Origin of the sequence: Limnohabitans radicicola (assembly GCF_014837235.1) — a bacterium.
In the GTDB taxonomy this organism is placed as follows: domain Bacteria; phylum Pseudomonadota; class Gammaproteobacteria; order Burkholderiales; family Burkholderiaceae_C; genus Limnohabitans_A; species Limnohabitans_A radicicola.
In genome coordinates, this window is sequence record NZ_JACYFT010000002.1 from 848,799 (window position 1) to 865,880 (window position 17,082).

The 17,082-nt window shown below is 61.1% G+C and carries 17 protein-coding genes and 2 tRNA genes; 9 read left to right on the forward strand and 10 right to left on the reverse strand.

Features of this window, described 5'->3' with window-relative positions:
* The first annotated feature begins 123 nt into the window (after positions 1-123).
* The 3 genes from IC609_RS11780 to IC609_RS11790 all read left to right on the forward strand — a co-directional run bounded on the left by IC609_RS11780 (position 124) and on the right by IC609_RS11790 (position 3,684).
* Complete coding sequence (locus IC609_RS11780; RefSeq protein WP_191819678.1) at positions 124-1,098, forward strand: NADPH:quinone oxidoreductase family protein; 975 nt, start codon at positions 124-126, stop codon at positions 1,096-1,098.
* A 140-nt stretch (positions 1,099-1,238) separates the two neighbouring features.
* The gene (locus IC609_RS11785) at positions 1,239-1,898 is read left to right on the forward strand and encodes a response regulator transcription factor (RefSeq protein WP_191819679.1); all 660 of its coding nucleotides are present in this window, start codon (positions 1,239-1,241) and stop codon (positions 1,896-1,898) included.
* Positions 1,899-1,914: 16 nt separating this feature from the next.
* Positions 1,915-3,684 carry an ATP-binding response regulator gene (locus IC609_RS11790; RefSeq protein WP_191819680.1) on the forward strand — a complete coding sequence of 590 codons (1,770 nt, stop codon included), beginning with the start codon at positions 1,915-1,917 and terminating at the stop codon, positions 3,682-3,684.
* 32 nt (positions 3,685-3,716) lie between these two features.
* On the opposite strand, the gene IC609_RS11795 is transcribed toward IC609_RS11790, so the two are convergent.
* The 7 genes from IC609_RS11795 to IC609_RS11825 form a co-directional block, all read right to left on the reverse strand.
* On the reverse strand, positions 3,717-4,010 hold the full coding sequence (locus tag IC609_RS11795) for a hypothetical protein (protein WP_225224129.1): 294 nt from the start codon (positions 4,008-4,010) through the stop codon (positions 3,717-3,719).
* 181 nt (positions 4,011-4,191) lie between these two features.
* Positions 4,192-4,267 (reverse strand) — tRNA-His (locus IC609_RS11800).
* Positions 4,268-4,298: 31 nt separating this feature from the next.
* A complete protein-coding gene (locus tag IC609_RS11805; protein WP_191819682.1) occupies positions 4,299-6,221 on the reverse strand; it encodes a SurA N-terminal domain-containing protein in 1,923 nt (640 codons plus the stop codon).
* A gap of 59 nt (positions 6,222-6,280) precedes the next feature.
* A tRNA-Val gene (locus IC609_RS11810) sits at positions 6,281-6,356 on the reverse strand.
* A 15-nt stretch (positions 6,357-6,371) separates the two neighbouring features.
* The gene (locus IC609_RS11815; RefSeq protein WP_053175264.1) at positions 6,372-6,644 is read right to left on the reverse strand and encodes an HU family DNA-binding protein; all 273 of its coding nucleotides are present in this window, start codon (positions 6,642-6,644) and stop codon (positions 6,372-6,374) included.
* A gap of 261 nt (positions 6,645-6,905) precedes the next feature.
* Positions 6,906-7,994 (reverse strand): tartrate dehydrogenase, encoded by a 1,089-nt coding sequence (locus IC609_RS11820; RefSeq protein WP_191819683.1) that lies wholly within the window; start codon positions 7,992-7,994, stop codon positions 6,906-6,908.
* Between the two features lie 13 nt (positions 7,995-8,007).
* Positions 8,008-8,898 carry an alpha/beta fold hydrolase gene (locus tag IC609_RS11825; RefSeq protein WP_191819684.1) on the reverse strand — a complete coding sequence of 297 codons (891 nt, stop codon included), beginning with the start codon at positions 8,896-8,898 and terminating at the stop codon, positions 8,008-8,010.
* 64 nt (positions 8,899-8,962) lie between these two features.
* Here IC609_RS11825 and IC609_RS11830 point away from each other — a divergent pair, with 64 nt between their 5' ends.
* Entirely contained in the window at positions 8,963-9,925 is a 963-nt protein-coding gene (locus IC609_RS11830; protein ID WP_191819685.1) for a LysR family transcriptional regulator, read from the forward strand.
* Here the strand turns inward: IC609_RS11830 and IC609_RS11835 are convergent.
* The 3 genes from IC609_RS11835 to uvrC form a co-directional block, all read right to left on the reverse strand.
* Positions 9,894-10,802 (reverse strand): DMT family transporter, encoded by a 909-nt coding sequence (locus IC609_RS11835; protein ID WP_191819686.1) that lies wholly within the window; start codon positions 10,800-10,802, stop codon positions 9,894-9,896. The two genes, IC609_RS11830 and IC609_RS11835, sit on opposite strands and share 32 nt — an antisense overlap.
* Positions 10,799-11,368 carry a CDP-diacylglycerol--glycerol-3-phosphate 3-phosphatidyltransferase gene (pgsA, locus tag IC609_RS11840; protein ID WP_191819687.1) on the reverse strand — a complete coding sequence of 190 codons (570 nt, stop codon included), beginning with the start codon at positions 11,366-11,368 and terminating at the stop codon, positions 10,799-10,801. Before pgsA ends, IC609_RS11835 begins: the two co-directional genes overlap by 4 nt.
* A gap of 116 nt (positions 11,369-11,484) precedes the next feature.
* Complete coding sequence (gene uvrC / locus IC609_RS11845; RefSeq protein WP_191819688.1) at positions 11,485-13,413, reverse strand: excinuclease ABC subunit UvrC; 1,929 nt, start codon at positions 13,411-13,413, stop codon at positions 11,485-11,487.
* A 54-nt stretch (positions 13,414-13,467) separates the two neighbouring features.
* Between uvrC and earP the strand changes: the two genes are divergently transcribed.
* The 5 genes from earP (at position 13,468) to IC609_RS11870 (ending at position 17,082) form a co-directional block, all read left to right on the forward strand.
* The gene (gene earP, locus IC609_RS11850; RefSeq protein WP_191819689.1) at positions 13,468-14,589 is read left to right on the forward strand and encodes an elongation factor P maturation arginine rhamnosyltransferase EarP; all 1,122 of its coding nucleotides are present in this window, start codon (positions 13,468-13,470) and stop codon (positions 14,587-14,589) included.
* A complete protein-coding gene (locus IC609_RS11855; protein ID WP_191819690.1) occupies positions 14,582-15,058 on the forward strand; it encodes a YeeE/YedE family protein in 477 nt (158 codons plus the stop codon). The genes earP and IC609_RS11855 overlap by 8 nt, the downstream gene beginning before the upstream one ends.
* Positions 15,055-15,480, forward strand: coding sequence for a DUF6691 family protein (locus IC609_RS11860; protein ID WP_191819691.1), 426 nt, complete (start codon positions 15,055-15,057; stop codon positions 15,478-15,480). The genes IC609_RS11855 and IC609_RS11860 overlap by 4 nt, the downstream gene beginning before the upstream one ends.
* An 88-nt stretch (positions 15,481-15,568) precedes the next feature.
* Positions 15,569-16,123, forward strand: coding sequence for an elongation factor P (gene efp / locus IC609_RS11865; RefSeq protein WP_191819692.1), 555 nt, complete (start codon positions 15,569-15,571; stop codon positions 16,121-16,123).
* An 89-nt stretch (positions 16,124-16,212) separates the two neighbouring features.
* Positions 16,213-17,082 (forward strand): LOG family protein, encoded by an 870-nt coding sequence (locus tag IC609_RS11870; protein WP_191819693.1) that lies wholly within the window; start codon positions 16,213-16,215, stop codon positions 17,080-17,082.

Below are 17,082 nucleotides of genomic sequence, written 5' to 3' on the forward strand. Positions count from 1 at the left end.
TCCAATTGTAGGTGGAGCCAGCCTCGGGCCCTCATGCAAAGCCTGGTCGCTCAAGGGACAAGTCAAGCCTGCCATCCTTGCCTAAGATTAAGCCATTGAAACCCGCTCCGAGGAGAACCCCGAATGCATGCCTGGCTCTGTGAAAACCCGATCGGTGTCGATGCCCTGACCTGGAAAGAACTTCCCACGCCCCAGCCCGGAGCAGGTGAAGTGCTGCTCGAAATCCAGGCCGCCAGCCTGAACTTCCCCGACCTGCTGATCGTCCAGAACAAGTACCAGATGAAGCCGGAGTTGCCCTTTGTGCCCGGCTCTGAGTACGCAGGCATCATCCGCGCCGTGGGTGATGGGGTCCAGCACCTGAAGGTGGGCCAGGCCGTGGCCTGCCTGTCCGGTACAGGCGGCTTTGGCACCCACACCCTGGCTCCGGCCAAGCTGTGCATGCCTTTGCCAGCCGGGTTTCCGCCAGTGGACGCAGCCGCATTCATCATGACCTACGCGACCTCGCACCATGCCCTGATCGACCGAGGCCAGCTCAAGGCGGGCGAAACCGTGCTGGTGCTGGGCGCCGCAGGTGGCGTGGGCACCGCGGCCATCCAGATCGCCAAGGCCGCTGGTGCCAAGGTGATCGCTGCCGCGTCCACCGACGAAAAATGTGCTCTGTGCAAAGAACTTGGCGCGGACGCGACCATCAACTACACCGCCGAGAACCTGCGCGACGCCCTCAAAACCCTGACCGAGGGCAAGGGTCCGAATGTGATTTACGACCCGGTCGGTGGCGAGTTTGCCGAACCCGCATTCCGCTCCATCGCCTGGCGTGGCCGATACCTGATCATCGGCTTTGCGGGCGGCCCCATCCCTGCCCTGCCCCTGAACCTGCCTTTGCTCAAGGGCGCCTCGCTGGTGGGCGTGTTCTGGGGCGACTTTGCACGCCGCGAACCCCAAGCCAACGCGGCCATGATGACCGAACTGGCCCAGTGGTACGGTCAGGGCAAGATCAAACCGGTGATCGACCGCGCCATGCCCATGAGCGAGCTCAAGGCCGCCTACGCCCACATGGGCTCACGCGGCGTCAAGGGCAAGCTGGTGATGGTGAACTGACCGGATTTGGACTGCTCACATCAAGCCCTTCCTGAATGGGTAGGGCTTTTTGGCGAGAAGCCGCAATCCAGGCTGGACGAACCACGTCCAAGGGCTACTACAACCTAAGTTTCATTGAAAATCAGTGAAGCAGGAGTAGCATGCAAGCCTATATGAATGCGTCTACCTCTCCACAAAACGCTTTGCTCATCATCGACGATCACCCGGTCTACCGTGAAGCTTTGGGTGAAGTGTTGCAGAAGGAATTCAGCCCGTTTGGCGTTGAAGTGGCAACGGCCAGCAATGCCAGCGAAGGCATGGACCTGGTGGATGGCTCCTCCAAGAAATGGATTGTCTTGCTCGATGTGCTGATGCCGGGGCTCAACGGCATGGCGGGCATCAAGGTCTTCAAGAACAAAGCCAACGTCACGCACGTCATCTCCATTTCTGGACTGGATGCGCAATCGTGGGAACCCAAAGCCGTTGCCGCCGGGGCCACCTTGTTCATTTCCAAAAACAACACCTCGTCGACCATCTTCAAACGTATCAAATCTCTTTACGACGAAGAGCGTTTGATTCAGCCGGTCCCCGACAACCTCGAATCCAACGAATTCCGCCTGACGCAACGCCAACTGGAGGTCTTGACCCTGATTTCTCTCGGGCACCCCAACAAGATCATCGCCGACCTGTTGGAAATCAAAGAGCAAACAGTCAAGATCCACATCAATCAGATCTTCAAGGAACTCCGCGTGTTCAACCGCACACAGGCGGTGCTGAAAGCACAAAAATACCAGCTCCTCTCGGCCGAGCATCCAACATGATTTTGTCGGACTCACCATGATGGAGACGAGACACCCGCAGCTCAAGCAGAACTTCAATGAGCTCGTTGCAATTGAAAAATTGCAACACATGCACAACTACTCCAAGTCCAGCACGGTGGCCACCATCCTGGCTCCCCTGCTGTGCATCCCGCTGTACGAGGACAGCACCCCCCACCTCCCGTTTTATGTGTGGCTGGTGGCCATGGCCATCGCCGTGATGGCGCGCTACTGCCTGCTCAAGCTCATCCGGGCCAAAGACAAACCGCAGCGGGATTTCGTGTTCCTGAACATCGCCATCGGCATGGTGACCTTCGTCTGGGGCATCGGCTGGTTTGTGTTTGTGCAGCCGTCCGACATGGTGAGCTACCTGCTCTACCAAATCATCAGCTTGACCGTGCTCTTTGTGGGCATGGTCGGCTACTGCATCGACTGGAAGACCTTTGCTGCCTTTGTGATCCCGCTCAAATTGCCTGAGCTGGTGTTCATCACCCTCAACTTCAGCCAGATCGTCTGGCCGATTGCCCTGGGCTCCATGGTCGCCTTTTATCTGGCTTTGAAAATGGGCTTTCTGTTTGCCAGCTCGTGGGAAAAGTCTTTCTCTCTGCGACTGCGCAACGACGCGCTCTTTGACCAACTCATTGAGGAAAAAAATGCGTCTATGGCGGCAAACATCGCCAAGTCCGAATTCATCGCCACGGCCAGCCATGACCTGCGGCAACCCATGCAGTCCATCAACATCTTCCTGGACATGGTGGATCCCAGCGAGTTGAAAGACAAGCACAGCTCCATCTTCCTTCGGATGCGCAAGAGCGTGTCGGTGCTGAACCGGATGTTCAATACCCTGTTGGACATCAGCAAGCTCGATTCCAATTTTGCGGTCAATGAGCGCCCTTTCCACTTGACCGAAATTGTCAACATCCTCGAAGACCGCTTCTCGGATCTCTGCGCTGAAAAAAACATCCAGCTCTCATTTGTGGACGGAAATTTTGTCGTTCAGGGCGACGCCAATCTGCTAGAGCAAATCCTGCGCAATTTGTTGGCCAACGCCATCCAATACACCGACAAGGGTGCCATTTCTGTTGCTTTTCACGGGCAGTCGGGCACGCTCGGCTTCACCGTAGAAGACTCCGGTTGCGGTATTCCAGCCGAAGACCTGCCGCTCATCTTCAAGGAATTCTTCCGCTCCGATCACTCCCGATCGCACTACGATGGCTTGGGCCTGGGCTTGTCCATCGTCAGCAGGATCGTGAAGAAAATCAACGGCACCTGCACGGTTCAATCCGAAGTGGGTCAGGGATCCACCTTCACGATTCAAACCAGTTTCCCTGTTCTGGAAAGATCGGATGCACTCCAATCACGCACCCACAATTCAGACACCCGAAACACCATCCATCGCTATGAGCAAACAAGGCCCGCCACCCAATCGATTCATCTGGGGATCATCGAAAACGATGATGCGCTGCTGACGGCTTACCAACAATACTTCACGCGATCAGGCTACAACGTCCACGTCATCCCACACAGCCAGGCGGATTTTGAAGCGCATCTGGCATCCATGCCCAAACTCGATTTCATCCTGAGTGATTTCAGACTGGGCGAGCACGATGGCATCCACTTCATCCAAAGACTGCGGGAAGAGTTCAACCACGACATCCCTGCTTGCATCGTGACCGCCGACACATCGCCCCAGCATCTGGAGCTGTTCAGTCGGCACAACATCGAGGTCATGTACAAACCCATCGACATCAAGAGCGTGGAAGCGTTCATCGCGACCCGTATCCACTGAGTCAGCCGGCGGCACGCCCACCGCCAGTCGCTTCACTCGTCGCCAGCCATCTCGGCCAAGGCCAGACAAACCCGACTGGCTATCACTCGTGGCGCTGTTTGGGATTTGATGGTGCCCTTGCCTGCAGGGCCTTCGTAGTCGTAAAAAGACCGCTTGAAGCCACCCACCTGCTTGTCGTAAGCCAACAGGCGGTACATCTCGCCGTTGGGACAACGCCCCATGAAGACGAAGGTGTCGTCATCGTTGCCCAAGGACTTGCGTCCGTCCGCGCCATCCGAAGGCGCAGCCCCTGCACACGGCAAGGCCGCACTCGCGAGCAGCAGCAAACAAGAAAACAAAGGGCGAAAAAGAGGCAATAAGCGCATGTCAGACAGATTCAAAACCAGATGAATCGATCGTATGAACAGGCCAGCATCCGCTCAATAACAAATACGCTCTAGAACCTAAGGCAAAGGCACAAAACCCCATGAAAAAAGCCCTTCCAGTTCTGGAAGGGCTTTTCTTTTTTGGGGTGGCTGATGGGGCTCGAACCCACGACAACAGGAATCACAATCCTGGACTCTACCAACTGAGCTACAGCCACCGTATGAACGAAATTATAGCCTGAAGTTCGGTCACTTTCCGTCTGGACTTGCAGTTTTGCTGCCCGATGCGGACGTTGTGATTTCAGCTTTGAATTGCGCCTTGAGCGCCGCCAGGTAGGCCTGCGCTTCGGCTTGGCCCCACAGCTGGGCGAATTGCTGACGGGTTTGTTCAGCCTTCTGGGGCTCTAGCGCTTCGCGCGGCACGATCTTGTTCACGCGGACCACGGCATAACCTTGCGTGCCCAGATCCACACCGATCACGGCAGGCAACTTGGCCGGGTCAGCACGCAGCGCAGCATCCAGCAAGGCCTGTGGCTGGGCTTGAGGCTGGTCACGCGAGACCACCACCGCCGCGCCCACTTGCGCTTGCGCAGGCTGGTCTTTCCAGGCGGCCAGCTGCGCTGCACCTTGCGCACGGGCCAGCTCGGCCGACTTGTCGGTCACAAACTGGCGCTTCACATCGTCTTTGACATCGTCAAACGGGCGCACAGCAGCCGCGTGGTAGTTGTTGATGCGGGCAGACACCAGGGTGTTGGGCGCCACTTCCACCGCTTCGGTATTGCGGCGCTTGCTGATGGCGTCGTCCGAGAACAGCGCCTGCAACAACTTGGGATGGGCCAGCGCAGGCACCGAGCCGGGCATGCGGGTCACGCCCTTGGCTTGCTGCACGGTCAGCTTGAGTTTGTCAGCCACTGGCTTGAGAGAATCGGACTGCTCGTACACACCGTTGGTGAAGCTGTCGGCCAACTCGGCGAACTTGCGCTGGGCCTGCTGCTTGCGCAGGTCCGCTTCCAGCTGCGGGCGCATGGACTCGAAGCTGGGCGCTTTGGGGGCCTTGATGGCGGTGAGCTGGATGATGTGGAAGCCGAAATCGGACTCAACCACATCGCTGATCTCGCCTTCCTTCATGGCGAAGACCGCGTCTTCAAACGGTTTGACCATGGCACCACGACCAAAAAACTCCAGGTCGCCACCTTTGGCCGCCGAGCCGGGATCTTGCGAATGCTTGCGGGCGACCTCGGCAAAGCTCTTGGGCGACTTGCGCAGCTGGGCCAGCAGCTCATCGGCCTTGGTGCGGGCCTGCTTGCGCTCAGCAGCGGGCACGTCTTTGGCGGCGGTGATCAGCACATGGCTGGCGCGGCGCTGCTCCTGCCCACTCAGGCGTTGCACGTTTTGTTCGTAATAGCTTTTGACGTCCTGCTCAGGCAACTGGATGGACGAAGTCAGGCTGTTGACATCGAGCACCAGGTATTCCACGTCAGCGCTTTCCAGAGAACGGAAACGCTCGGTATGGGCTTTGTAAAAAGCATTCAGCTCATCGTCAGTGGCTTTGACCTTGGAGGCAAAATCGGCTGCGGCATAACGCTGCACCTGGATTTCGCGGCGCTGCAAATACGCTTGGAGCGCAGCTTCGGTTTGCGGTTGCGTGGCAAACACCGAAGCCTGAATGGGACTGATCACCTGGCGGCTGGACAGGTCGGCACGGACCTGGTTTTCAAACATCTCGGGCGTCATGCCCTGGCTGGCGACCAGTTGACGGTAACGCTCCATGTCGAGCTTGCCATCCGCGCCACGAAGACCCGCAATGCTGGGGTTCTGTTGCAGCTCCCGGGCCAGACGCACATCGCTGGTCACCAGCAATTGCTTTTGCGCCGCCACCGCCATGACACGCTCATTGACCAGGCGATCAAGGGTGGCCATGCGGGCGTCTGCCGAGTCGAGCAGTTTGGGGTCCACATTGGGCATCTGAGCGCGGATGCGGTCCACCTCGCGCTTGTGGGCTTCGTCCCACTCGGCCTGGGTGATTTTTTGTCCGTCCACACGGGCCACAGCAGCGCCGCGGTCATTGAAACGGCTGTACCCCTCGATCCCGAACATGACAAAGGACGGGATGATCAGCAGGAACAACAGTCCCATCATGATCTTGGAGTTGTTGCGGACGGTATCAAACATCGGTGACTCTCGGGTTGACAACAAAAAAGGCGAACAGTGTGTTCGCCTTTACGGGTGGTTGGTGGGTGCTGACGGTCTCGAACCGCCGACCTACTCCGTGTAAGAGAGCCGCTCTACCAACTGAGCTAAGCACCCAACCTGAAACAGTGATCAGTTCAGAGCGTCCTTGAGGCCCTTGCCTGGACGGAACTTTGGCACCTTGGCGGATTTGATTTTAATCGCAGCGCCGGTGCGTGGGTTACGGCCTGTGCGGGCAGCACGCTTGCCCACAGCGAAAGTACCAAAGCCCACCAGCGACACGGTGCCGCCTTTTTTCAGGGTGGTGCGCACGGCACCGATGGTGGCTTCCAGAGCACGGCCAGCAGCGGCTTTAGACAGGTCAGCGTGTTTGGCGATGTGTTCGATCAGTTCAGTTTTGTTCACAAGAAACCTCTTGAAGTTGCATACCGGTTGCCCGGCGTTTTGACTGAGTCAGCTGCGCAAACCATCGGGCTTGCACAAGCATTTGTCTCCGGCGTTTTGCCAAGGAACATTAAAGCCAGCCCCTACAGGCCTGTCAATCATGTTTTGGACAAGAATCTCAACGCGGGACGGATTCTAGCCGCGAAATCAGCCACAAGCCGCGCCCCGCGCGAGTTTTTTGAGGAACATGTTGACAGGATGCAGTCAGGATGCCGCCATGCATCAAATCAGTGCAGCAATGGCGCGTCCCACATCCTCGGTTTTGCCAGTTCCGCCCAAATCGGGGGTGCGCGGCGCACCGCTGGAGGGAGCCAGCATCTTCTCGATTGCAGACAGGATGGCGTCGTGCGCGTCCTTGTGGCCCAAAAACTCCAGCATCATGGCGCCGCACCAGATCTGGCCGATCGGGTTGGCGATGCCTTTGCCCGCGATGTCAGGCGCCGAGCCGTGGACTGGTTCAAAGAGGGACGGGAACTTGCGGTCCGGATTGAGGTTGGCGCTGGGCGCGATGCCGATCGTGCCCGTGCAGGCCGGGCCCAGGTCCGACAGGATGTCGCCAAACAAATTGCTGGCCACCACCACATCAAAGAAATCCGGGCGCTGTACGAAGTGTGCGGTCAGAATGTCGATATGGAACTTGTCCACGTTGATGCCCGGGTAGGCCTTGGCCATCTCGGCCACGCGCTCGTCCCAATAAGGCATGGTGATCGCGATGCCGTTGGACTTGGTGGCGCTGGTCAGGTGCTTCTTGGGACGGGTTTGTGCCAACTCAAAAGCAAACTTGAGCACACGGTCCACACCGATGCGACTCATGATGGTTTCCTGCATCACGATCTCGCGCTCGGTGCCAGGAAACATGCGGCCACCCACAGCGGAGTATTCACCCTCGGTGTTTTCCCGCACGATGTACATGTCGATCTCGCCAGGCTGGCGCGGACTGCCGTCCTTGCGCACCACAGGGGCCACAATGCCGGGCATCAAGCGCGCCGGGCGCAGGTTGATGTACTGGTCGAACTCGCGGCGGAACAGCAGCAAGGAGCCCCACAGCGAGACATGGTCTGCAATTTTTTCAGGCCAGCCCACCGCGCCGAAATAAATGGCATCATGACCACCGATCTGGTCTTTCCAGTCGTCGGGCAGCATCTTGCCGTGCTTCTCGTAATAGTCCCAGCTCGAAAAATCGAAGTGGTCAAACTGCAGGTCAATGCCGAACTTGCTGGCCGTGGCTTCGAGCACGCGGATGCCCTCAGGCATGACTTCTTTGCCAATGCCGTCGCCAGCGATGACGGCGATGCGGTGTTTCTTGCTCATGGAATGCTCCTTATCAATCAGACAGTGAATCGGTGAAAAATGCTTCTGCTTCGGCAATGACCTGCTCGGGCGCCTCTTCGGCCAAATAGTGCCCGCAAGGCAGAGCCCGCCCTGTCACCTGGGCAGCGCGCTCGCGCCACAGGCTCAGCACATCAAAGCAGCGGCCCACAGCGCCGTGCTCGCCCCACAGCACACGCAAGGGTTGCGGCAACAGTCGGCCTGCGGCCACATCGGCGCGGTCGTGCTCCAGGTCCAGCGTAGCGCTGGCGCGGTAGTCCTCGGCAATCGACTGGGCGGTGCCGGGCACAGCCGCACAGCGCTCGTACTCGGCCAGCGCCTCGGGCGCAAAGGCCTGCAGTCCTGCATAGCGGGCGCCCATGACGCTTCGCACATAGCGGGCCGGGCCAGACTCGATCAGGGCCTCGGGCAGCGGCGCAGGCTGGATCATGAAAAACCAGTGCCAATACGCCCGGGCAAAAGCGTCGCTGGTGTGGTCGTACATGGCCAGCGTGGGCGCGATGTCGAGCAGCAGCAGGCGGCGCACGGCATCGGGCGCATCCATGGCCAGGCGATGCGCCACGCGGGCACCCCGGTCGTGCGCCAGCACATCGAAGCGCTCAAAACCATGGGCCTGCATGACCGCCAGCGCGTCCAGCGCCATCTCGCGCTTGCTGTGGTTGGCGTGGGCCGCGTCAGCGGCGGGCCGCGACGAATCGCCGTAGCCGCGCAAGTCCATGAGCACCACGCGGTGCGTTTGCGCCAGCACAGGCGCCACACGGTGCCACATCACCATGCTTTGCGGGTGGCCATGCAGCAGCAGCAAGGGTGCCCCCTCCCCGCCCACGCGGCTGTGCAACTTCACGCCAGCGCGCTCCACGGTCAGAGGTGAGAAGAAATCCAACATGCGCAAAGCTTACCGCTCAAAACAGCAATAATCCGGCAATTGATTATTCACAAATAGAAAACAATTGGACCGTCCTGATCTTGAATTGGTGTTGGCCGTGCGCCAGCACGGCAGCCTGGTCAAAGCCGCCCGTGCGCTGCAACTGGCCCCACCTGTGGTGACCAAACGCCTGTCGGCGCTCGAAGCGGCCTTGGGCGTGCGGCTGTTTCAGCGCACCACCCGCCGCGTGAGCCCCACCACCGAGGGCCACGCCTTGTGCGACCGCGCCGCCCAGCTGCTGCAAGGCTTTGCCGCCATCGAAGACGAGCTGCGCGAGCGCCAGAGCGAGCCGTCCGGCCCCATCCGCATGGTCAGCAGCTTTGGCTTTGGGCGCTTGTGGCTCGGGCCACTGTTGGCCGAGTTCCAGCAGCGCTACCCGCAGGTGCAGATCGAGCTGCAACTGTCCGAGCGGCTGCCGGACCTGGCCAACGAAAGCTTTGACGCCGCCATCTGGCTGTGGAACCCACCCGCCCATGTGGCGGCCGAATGGATCTCGCGCAAGCTGGCCAAAAACCAGCGCGTGCTGGTGGCCGCGCCCGCCTACCTGCAGCAGCACGGCGCCCCCACCACGCCCGAACAACTGTCGCAGCACCACTGCCTGGTGGTGCGCGAAAACGGCGGCGAAACCGGTCAGGGCCAGCGCTTTGACCACTGGCGCATCGGCCGCGAAGGCGCAGCGCGCCCGCTGCACATTGCCGTGCAAGGTCCGCTGTCGAGCAATTCGGGCGAGATGGTGCGCGACTGGTGCCTGGCAGGCCAGGGCATCATGCTGCGCAGCCTGTGGGACATTGCGCCGCAACTGGCATCAGGGGCGCTGGTGCGCGTGCTGCCCGACTGCGCCATGCACGACGCCGACATCCATTGGCTGGCACCCTACCGGGCTCAGATGCCCTTGCGCATCCGCTTGCTGCAAGAGTTTTTGGCCGCTCGCTTGGGCGAAGAGCCCTGGAAGGCGGTCAAGCCCGGGCCGGGCGTACCACCAGGCTGACGCCAAGTGCGGTCAGGGCCGTGCCCGCCAGCGTGAGCACGGTGATGGTCTCGCCAAACAGCACCCAGGCCATGATGGCCGTGGTAGGCGGCACCATGTACATCAGGCTGGTGACCGATGCGGCCGCGCCGCGCTGGATCAGGATGTACAGCAACGAACTGCCGCCCAGCGTCAGCCCCAGCACCGACCAGGCCATGGCCCCCACCAGCTGAAGGTTCCACTGCATGGTTTCGGGCTCCAGCCAGGCCAGCGGCAAGGTCAGCACGGCGGCGGCCAGCAGCTGCACCGTGTTGGCCGAGCGCACATCGCAAGGCTGCACAAAACGCTTTTGGTACAGCGTGCCCACGGTGATGCTGAACAAAGCCCCAATCGCAAACGCCATGTTCACAGGGGTCACGTGGTCCAGGGCAGAGCCCATCGTCAACTTGTGCCACACCACCATCAAAAGGCCCGCAAAGCCCAGCAGCAAACCGCCCCACTGGCGCGGCGTCACACCTGGCTGACCCGAGCCGCGCAGGCTCCACGACAACCAGATGGCCGTGAGCACAGGCTGGATGCCCACGATCAGCGCCGACAGGCCCGAGCCCATGCCCGACTTGACCGCAGCCCACACGCCGCCCAGGTAGCCCGCATGCATCAGAATGCCCGTGACCGACAGGTGCAGCCACTGCGCCCGGTCACGCGGCCAGGCCACGCGGGTCAACACAATCCAGGGCAGGAAACACAGAATGGAGCAGATGTATCGCACCAGCAAAAAGCTGAACGGCGGCGCATAGGGCATGCCATAGCGGGCGACGATGAAGCCCGTGCTCCAGATCAGCACAAACACCACGGGCATGGCCCGCAGCCAGACCGTTGTCTCCGGGGAATCGCTCATTTGACCCTGGCCCGGATTTCAGGCAGGGCTTTTTGCATGTAATACACCATCGACCAGATGGTCAGCACGGCAGCGATCCAGACCAGCACCGTGCCCCAGGCGTGGGTATCAATGACGCCAAACAGCGCGCCATCAAACAGCAGGAAGGGAATGGCCACCATCTGCACCGTGGTTTTGAGCTTGCCGACCATGTGCACCGCCACGCTCTTGCTGGCACCGATCTGGGCCATCCATTCGCGCAACGAGGAAATGGCGATCTCGCGGCCAATGATGACCAGCGCCACCAGCACATGCACCCGGTTCATGTGGACAAGCACCAGCAGCGCTGCGCACACCAGGAACTTGTCGGCCACCGGGTCCAGAAAGGCGCCAAAAGCCGAAGTCTGGTTGAGCTTGCGGGCCAGGTAGCCGTCGAGCCAGTCGGTGATGGCGAACACCACAAACATCGACGTGGCGATCAGGTTTTGCGTGGCCAGGGTCAAACCCGGCCAGTAGTACACCCCCACGATGAGCGGAATCGCCAGGATTCGCGTCAAGGTCATGATGGTGGGGATCGTGAAAAACATGGGTCGATTGTGCACCAAGCCCATGGCAGTTGGCTGACACGCCGGGCATCTGCGAGACAACGGGGTGGTCTGCGAAGGCTCTATCGCGGCGGGGGCGCCGCTCCTACAAAGAGGCTTCAATGCAAAGCTTGGTAGATCGCCTCGGCCAACTCTTGCGAAATGCCCTCGACCGATGCAAGGTCCTCCACGCTCGCCGCTTCCACCCCGCGCACACCGCCAAAGCGCTGCAGCAGGCGCGCGCGCTTGCGCGGCCCGATGCCGGGGATTTCCTCGATCCTGCTGCCGCCCACCCGCACCTTGGCGCGCTGGGCCCGCATGCCCGTGATGGCAAAGCGGTGCGCCTCGTCGCGGATCTGCGCCACCAGCATCAGCGCGGCCGAGTCCTTGCCCAGGTAGACCTTTTCACGGCCATCGGCAAAGACCAGCTCTTCCAGGCCCACCTTGCGGCCCTCGCCTTTTTCCACGCCAACGATGCGCGACAGGTCCAGTCCCAGATCGGTGAACACTTCACGGGCCATGGCCACCTGCCCTTTGCCGCCGTCGATCAGCACCAGGTCGGGCATGCGGGCATTACCGTCGCCCGTTCTCAAAGCCTCGGCCAGCTTGCCGTAACGGCGCGTGAGCACCTGGCGCATGGCCGCGTAGTCGTCTCCGCCGGTGATGCCCTCGATGTTGTAGCGGCGGTATTCGCTGCTTTGCATCTTGTGCTGACGGAACACCACGCAGGACGCCTGCGTGTTCTCGCCCGCCGTGTGCGAAATGTCAAAACACTCGATGTGCAGCTGGTCCAGATCGTCGGGCGCCAGGTCCAGCGCCTCGGCCAGAGCGCGGGTGCGGGCCTGCTGCGAGCCCTCTTCGGCCAGCAGGCGTGCCAGCTGCAGCTCGGCATTCTTCTCGGCCATTTCCAGCCACACACGGCGGTGTTCGCGGGGTTGGGTCACCGTGCTGATCTTCACACCCGACTGCTCCGACAAGGCCTCCACCAAAGTCTTGTCCACGGGTGCGCTCAAAATCAAAAGCGGCGGCACCGGCACGCCGATGTAGTGCTGGGCCAAAAAGGCTTCGAGCACCTGCACCTCGACCGGGCGTGCGACCTCGCCCTCTTCAAGGCCTTGCAAAGCCTGGGCGTCGTCCACATGGGTCGGGAAATACGGTCGGTCCCCCAGGTGCCGACCGCCGCGCACCATGGCCAGGTTCACGCAGGCGCGGCCGCCCTGCACTTTGGCCACCAGGATGTCGGCATCGGTGTCGGTCACGGTATCGACGGCCTGCTGGTGCAGCACCTTGGACAGCGAGGCGAGCTGGTTGCGCACCTCGGCCGCCAGCTCGAACTCGAGCTTGTCGGCGTGCGCCATCATCCGGGCTTCCATCTCGCGCATCAGTTCTTTGGTCTCGCCGCGCAGGAACTGCTCGGCGTGCTGCACATCGGTTTGGTAGTCCTCGGGGCTGATCAGGTTCACGCACGGGCCCGAGCAACGCTTGATCTGGTAAAGCAGGCAAGGCCGTGTGCGGTTGGCAAACACCGTGTCCTCGCAGGTGCGCAGCCTGAACACCTTCTGGATCAGCTGAATCGACTCCTTGACCGCCCATGCGCTGGGAAAGGGGCCAAAGTAACGGTGTTTCTTTTCCACTGCGCCCCGGTAATAGGCCACACGCGGGTAATGCTGCGCTTCGGGCGTGGTCACCACAGCGGGCAACGCCACGCGGCCCTTGCCCGTGAGCTTGAGGTAGGGGTAACTCTTGTCGTCCCGAAACAGGATGTTGAAGCGCGGGTGCTGGGTCTTGATGAGGTTGTTTTCCAGCAGCAGCGCCTCGGCCTCGGAGCGCACCACCGTGGTCTCCATGCGCACGATCTTGCTGACCATGTGGCCAATGCGGGTGCCTCCATGGTCCTTCTGGAAATAGCTCGACACCCGGCGCTTGAGGTTCAGCGCCTTGCCCACATAGAGCAGCTGCTCCTGCGCGTCAAAGTAGCGGTAAACCCCCGGCAAGGCGGGCAGCGCAGCAACTTGGGCGAGCAGGGCTTCGTCGTGGGTGTGGGGCATGGCGGCTATTGTCTGTGAAAACAAGTCCGTGGCATCTCCAGCGACAATCGGCCTATGCAATCCGGCCAACTCTGGGACATCTTCTGCACCGTCATCGACAACCACGGCGACCTGGGCGTGTGCTGGCGCCTGACGCGCCAGCTGCGCGATGCAGGCCAGCGCGTGCGCCTGTGGGTGGACGACGCCTCAGCCCTGGCCTGGATGGCACCCAACGCCCACCAGGAACCCGGCATCGAAGTGCGTCCCTGGGCCGATGCCAGCCAAGCCAGCGCCCTGCAAGCGCTGCCCCCGGCCGACGTCTGGGTCGAGGCTTTTGGCTGCACCTTGCCCGAAGACTTTGTGGCCCACGCTGTCAACACAAGAGCCAAGCCACCCACCTGGATCAACCTCGAATACCTGAGCGCCGAAGACTGGGTACCCCGCATGCACCAGTTGCCCTCGCCCATCATGAGCGGCCCGGCCAAAGGCTGGACCAAGACATTTTTCTACCCCGGCTTCACGCCCGACACAGGTGGCCTGTTGCGCGAAACCGACCTGTTGGCCCGGCAACAAGGCTTTGACCGCGCTGCCTGGCGACAACAGCACGCCCCCAACCTGGCCCCGGGTGGTCTGCTGATCAGCCTGTTCTGCTACGAACCCGCTGCCCTGCCCCAGCTGCTGAGGCAACTGGTGGGCACACCCGACCACCTGCTCGTCACCCCGGGCCGCCCGCTGGCGGCGGTGGAGCAAGCTCTCAAGGGCATGCCTGAGCACCCGAACTGGAGCGCCCTGCCCTACACCGATCAAAACGGCTTTGACGACATGCTCTGGGCCTGCGATCTCAACTTCGTCCGCGGCGAAGACTCACTGGTTCGGGCCCTTTGGGCAGGCCGACCCTTCATCTGGCACATCTACCCGCAGGACGACAATGCGCACCACGCCAAGCTGGAAGCGTTCTTGGACTGGATGCAGGCGCCGGAATGCTTGCGCCAAGTGCATCGGGTTTGGAATGAGGTCGAAAGTGGCACTCTGCCGTGTTTGACTGCCGATGTCCTGTTTGACTGGACCGACTGCATCCAGAAAGCGCAGCAAAAACTTGGGCCACATGGCGATCTCGTCAATCAGCTCAGAAAATTTGCGCAGCCCTCAAGCCCCGGACCTGAAGCAGCTGGACAGATAATCCCTCCCCATGATTGAAACCCTCTTCCCCTTAGGCTGGCTGCATTACCTGCTGGGTGGCCTGACCATTGGCGCTGGCGTGGCGCTGCTGTATTTGTTCAACGGCTGGGTGGGCGGCATGAGCACCGTCTTTTCCAGCAGCTGGTCCTTCGTGTTCCAGCGGCCGTTCTTTCAGCAGGACCGCTTCCTCAGTTCGCGCCACTGGCGTCTGGTTTATGCCTTGGGCGTGGTGCTGGGCGCGCTGATATGGCGCTTTGCGCTGGCGGATGGCCAGGCGCAGCACACCAGCGTGCCAGCGTGGCAGCTGCTGGTGGGTGGTTTTCTGGTGGGTTACGGCGCTCGCCTGGGCAATGGCTGCACTTCTGGCCACGGCATTTGCGGGCTGGGCTCGCTGCAGCTGCCTTCGCTGGGCGCGGTGTTGACCTTCATGGCCACCGCCTTTTTGACCGCCAACCTGATGGCCATCACCACGAAAGGCCTGGCATGAATCCGAATACGTTGACACTGCCCAAGGCGCTGCTGACCCTGCTGGCCGGGGCGCTGTTTGGCTTTGGCCTGTCGCTGGCCACCATGATCCAGCCCGAGGTGGTGCTGGGCTTTTTGCGCTTCCAGGACTGGGGCCTGATGCTGGTGATGGGCGGCGCTGCGGGCCTGGCCATGCTGGCGTACAAGGGCTTTCCGCGCTGCTTCGCTCGGCCTGTGCTGGGCGGTCAATTCCTCACCCAACCCGCCAGCTGGAACCGCCAGACGGTGATCGGCTCGGCCATCTTTGGCGTGGGCTGGGGCTTGTCGGGCGTTTGCCCCGGACCTGCCATTGCGGCTTTGGGCACGGGCAACACCGACATTTTGTGGGCCTTGGGCGGCATTGTGTTGGGTGGCCTGGTGCAGGGCCTGACCGCACGGGACTGAACACAGTCAGTGGGTGTTGCCCTACAGGTTAGAATAAGCGGTTTGGCCCGAGGCCGCCCCTTTCCTGTTCATTCCAGATTCCAATCCTATGAAAACCGCTCAAGAACTCCGCGCCGGCAACGTCATCATGCACGGCAAAGACCCCATGGTCATCCTGCGTACCGAATACCAGCGTGGCGGCCGCGGCTCTTCCACCGTGCGCATGAAGCTCAAAAGCCTGATCGCCAACTTCGGCACCGAAGTCGTGTTCAAGGCCGACGACAAGATGGACCAGGTCATTCTGGACAAGAAGGACTGCACCTACTCCTACTTCGCTGACCCGATGTATGTCTGCATGGACGCCGAGTACAACCAATACGAAGTCGAAGCCGAAAACATGGGCGACGCCCTGAACTACCTCGAAGACGGCATGGAAGTCGAAGTGGTGTTCTACGACGGCAAGGCCATCTCGGTCGAATTGCCCACCAGCGTGACCCGTGAGATCACCTGGACCGAACCCGCCGTCAAAGGCGACACCTCTGGCAAGGTCATGAAGCCTGCCAAGATCGCCACCGGCTTTGAAGTGCCTGTGCCCCTGTTCGTGAACCAGGGCGACAAGATCGAAATCGACACCCGCACTGGCGAATACCGCAAGCGCGTCTGAGCGATCAGACCTCCAAAAACAGGCTCCTTCGGGGGCCTTTTTTCATGGGTGCGTCACGTGCAGGCCCTGGGTGATTGCACAATGACCCCATGGAAAACACCCGCAACCTCAAGGACACCGCCCTGCCCAGCGCATGGGCCGAAATGTTTGGGCATGAAAACCCTTCTGCCCTGATGCAGCCGCAGGCCTATCGCCTGGCCTTTGCCGACCCGGAGTTCCTGCTGCGTCGCGAGGTGCGTGGCGTGCGGATGCAGCTCGAAATGCTCAAACCCGACCTGGCGCAAAGCGAAGCGGGCATCGAGCACACGGTGGTGGTGTTTGGCAGCGCCCGTTTTGTGAGCGCCGAAACCGCCCAGGCCCAACTGGCCGCCGCCATGCTCAGCGGCGACGCGCAGACCCTGCAAAAAGCGCAGCGCGCTGTGCGCACCGCCGTCTATTACGAACAGGCCCGTGAATTTGCAAGCCTGGTGGCCAACGCCTGCTCATGCCTGCCCGAGCGGGAAAAACTCTACATTTGCACCGGGGGTGGGCCCGGCATCATGGAAGCCGCCAACCGGGGGGCGCAGGAGTCGGGCACGCCCTCGGTGGCGCTGAACATCGTGCTGCCGCATGAGCAGGTGCCCAACCCCTATGTGACCAGCGCGCTGAGCTTCAAGTTCCATTACTTCGCCCTGCGCAAGATGCACTTCATGATGCGGGCCAAGGCGCTGGTCGCGTTTCCGGGCGGCTTTGGCACGCTCGACGAACTGTTTGAAGTGCTCACCCTGGTGCAAACCCAAAAGGCCAAACCTGTACCGATCCTGCTGTACGGCAGTGACTACTGGAAACGGATGTTTGACACCTCGGTGCTGGTGGACGAAGGCACGATCAGCGAAGAAGACCTCAAGCTGTTTCAGTATGTGGACACCCCGCAGGACGCCTGGAAGGCGATCTGCGACTTCTACCACCTGCCCGTCTGA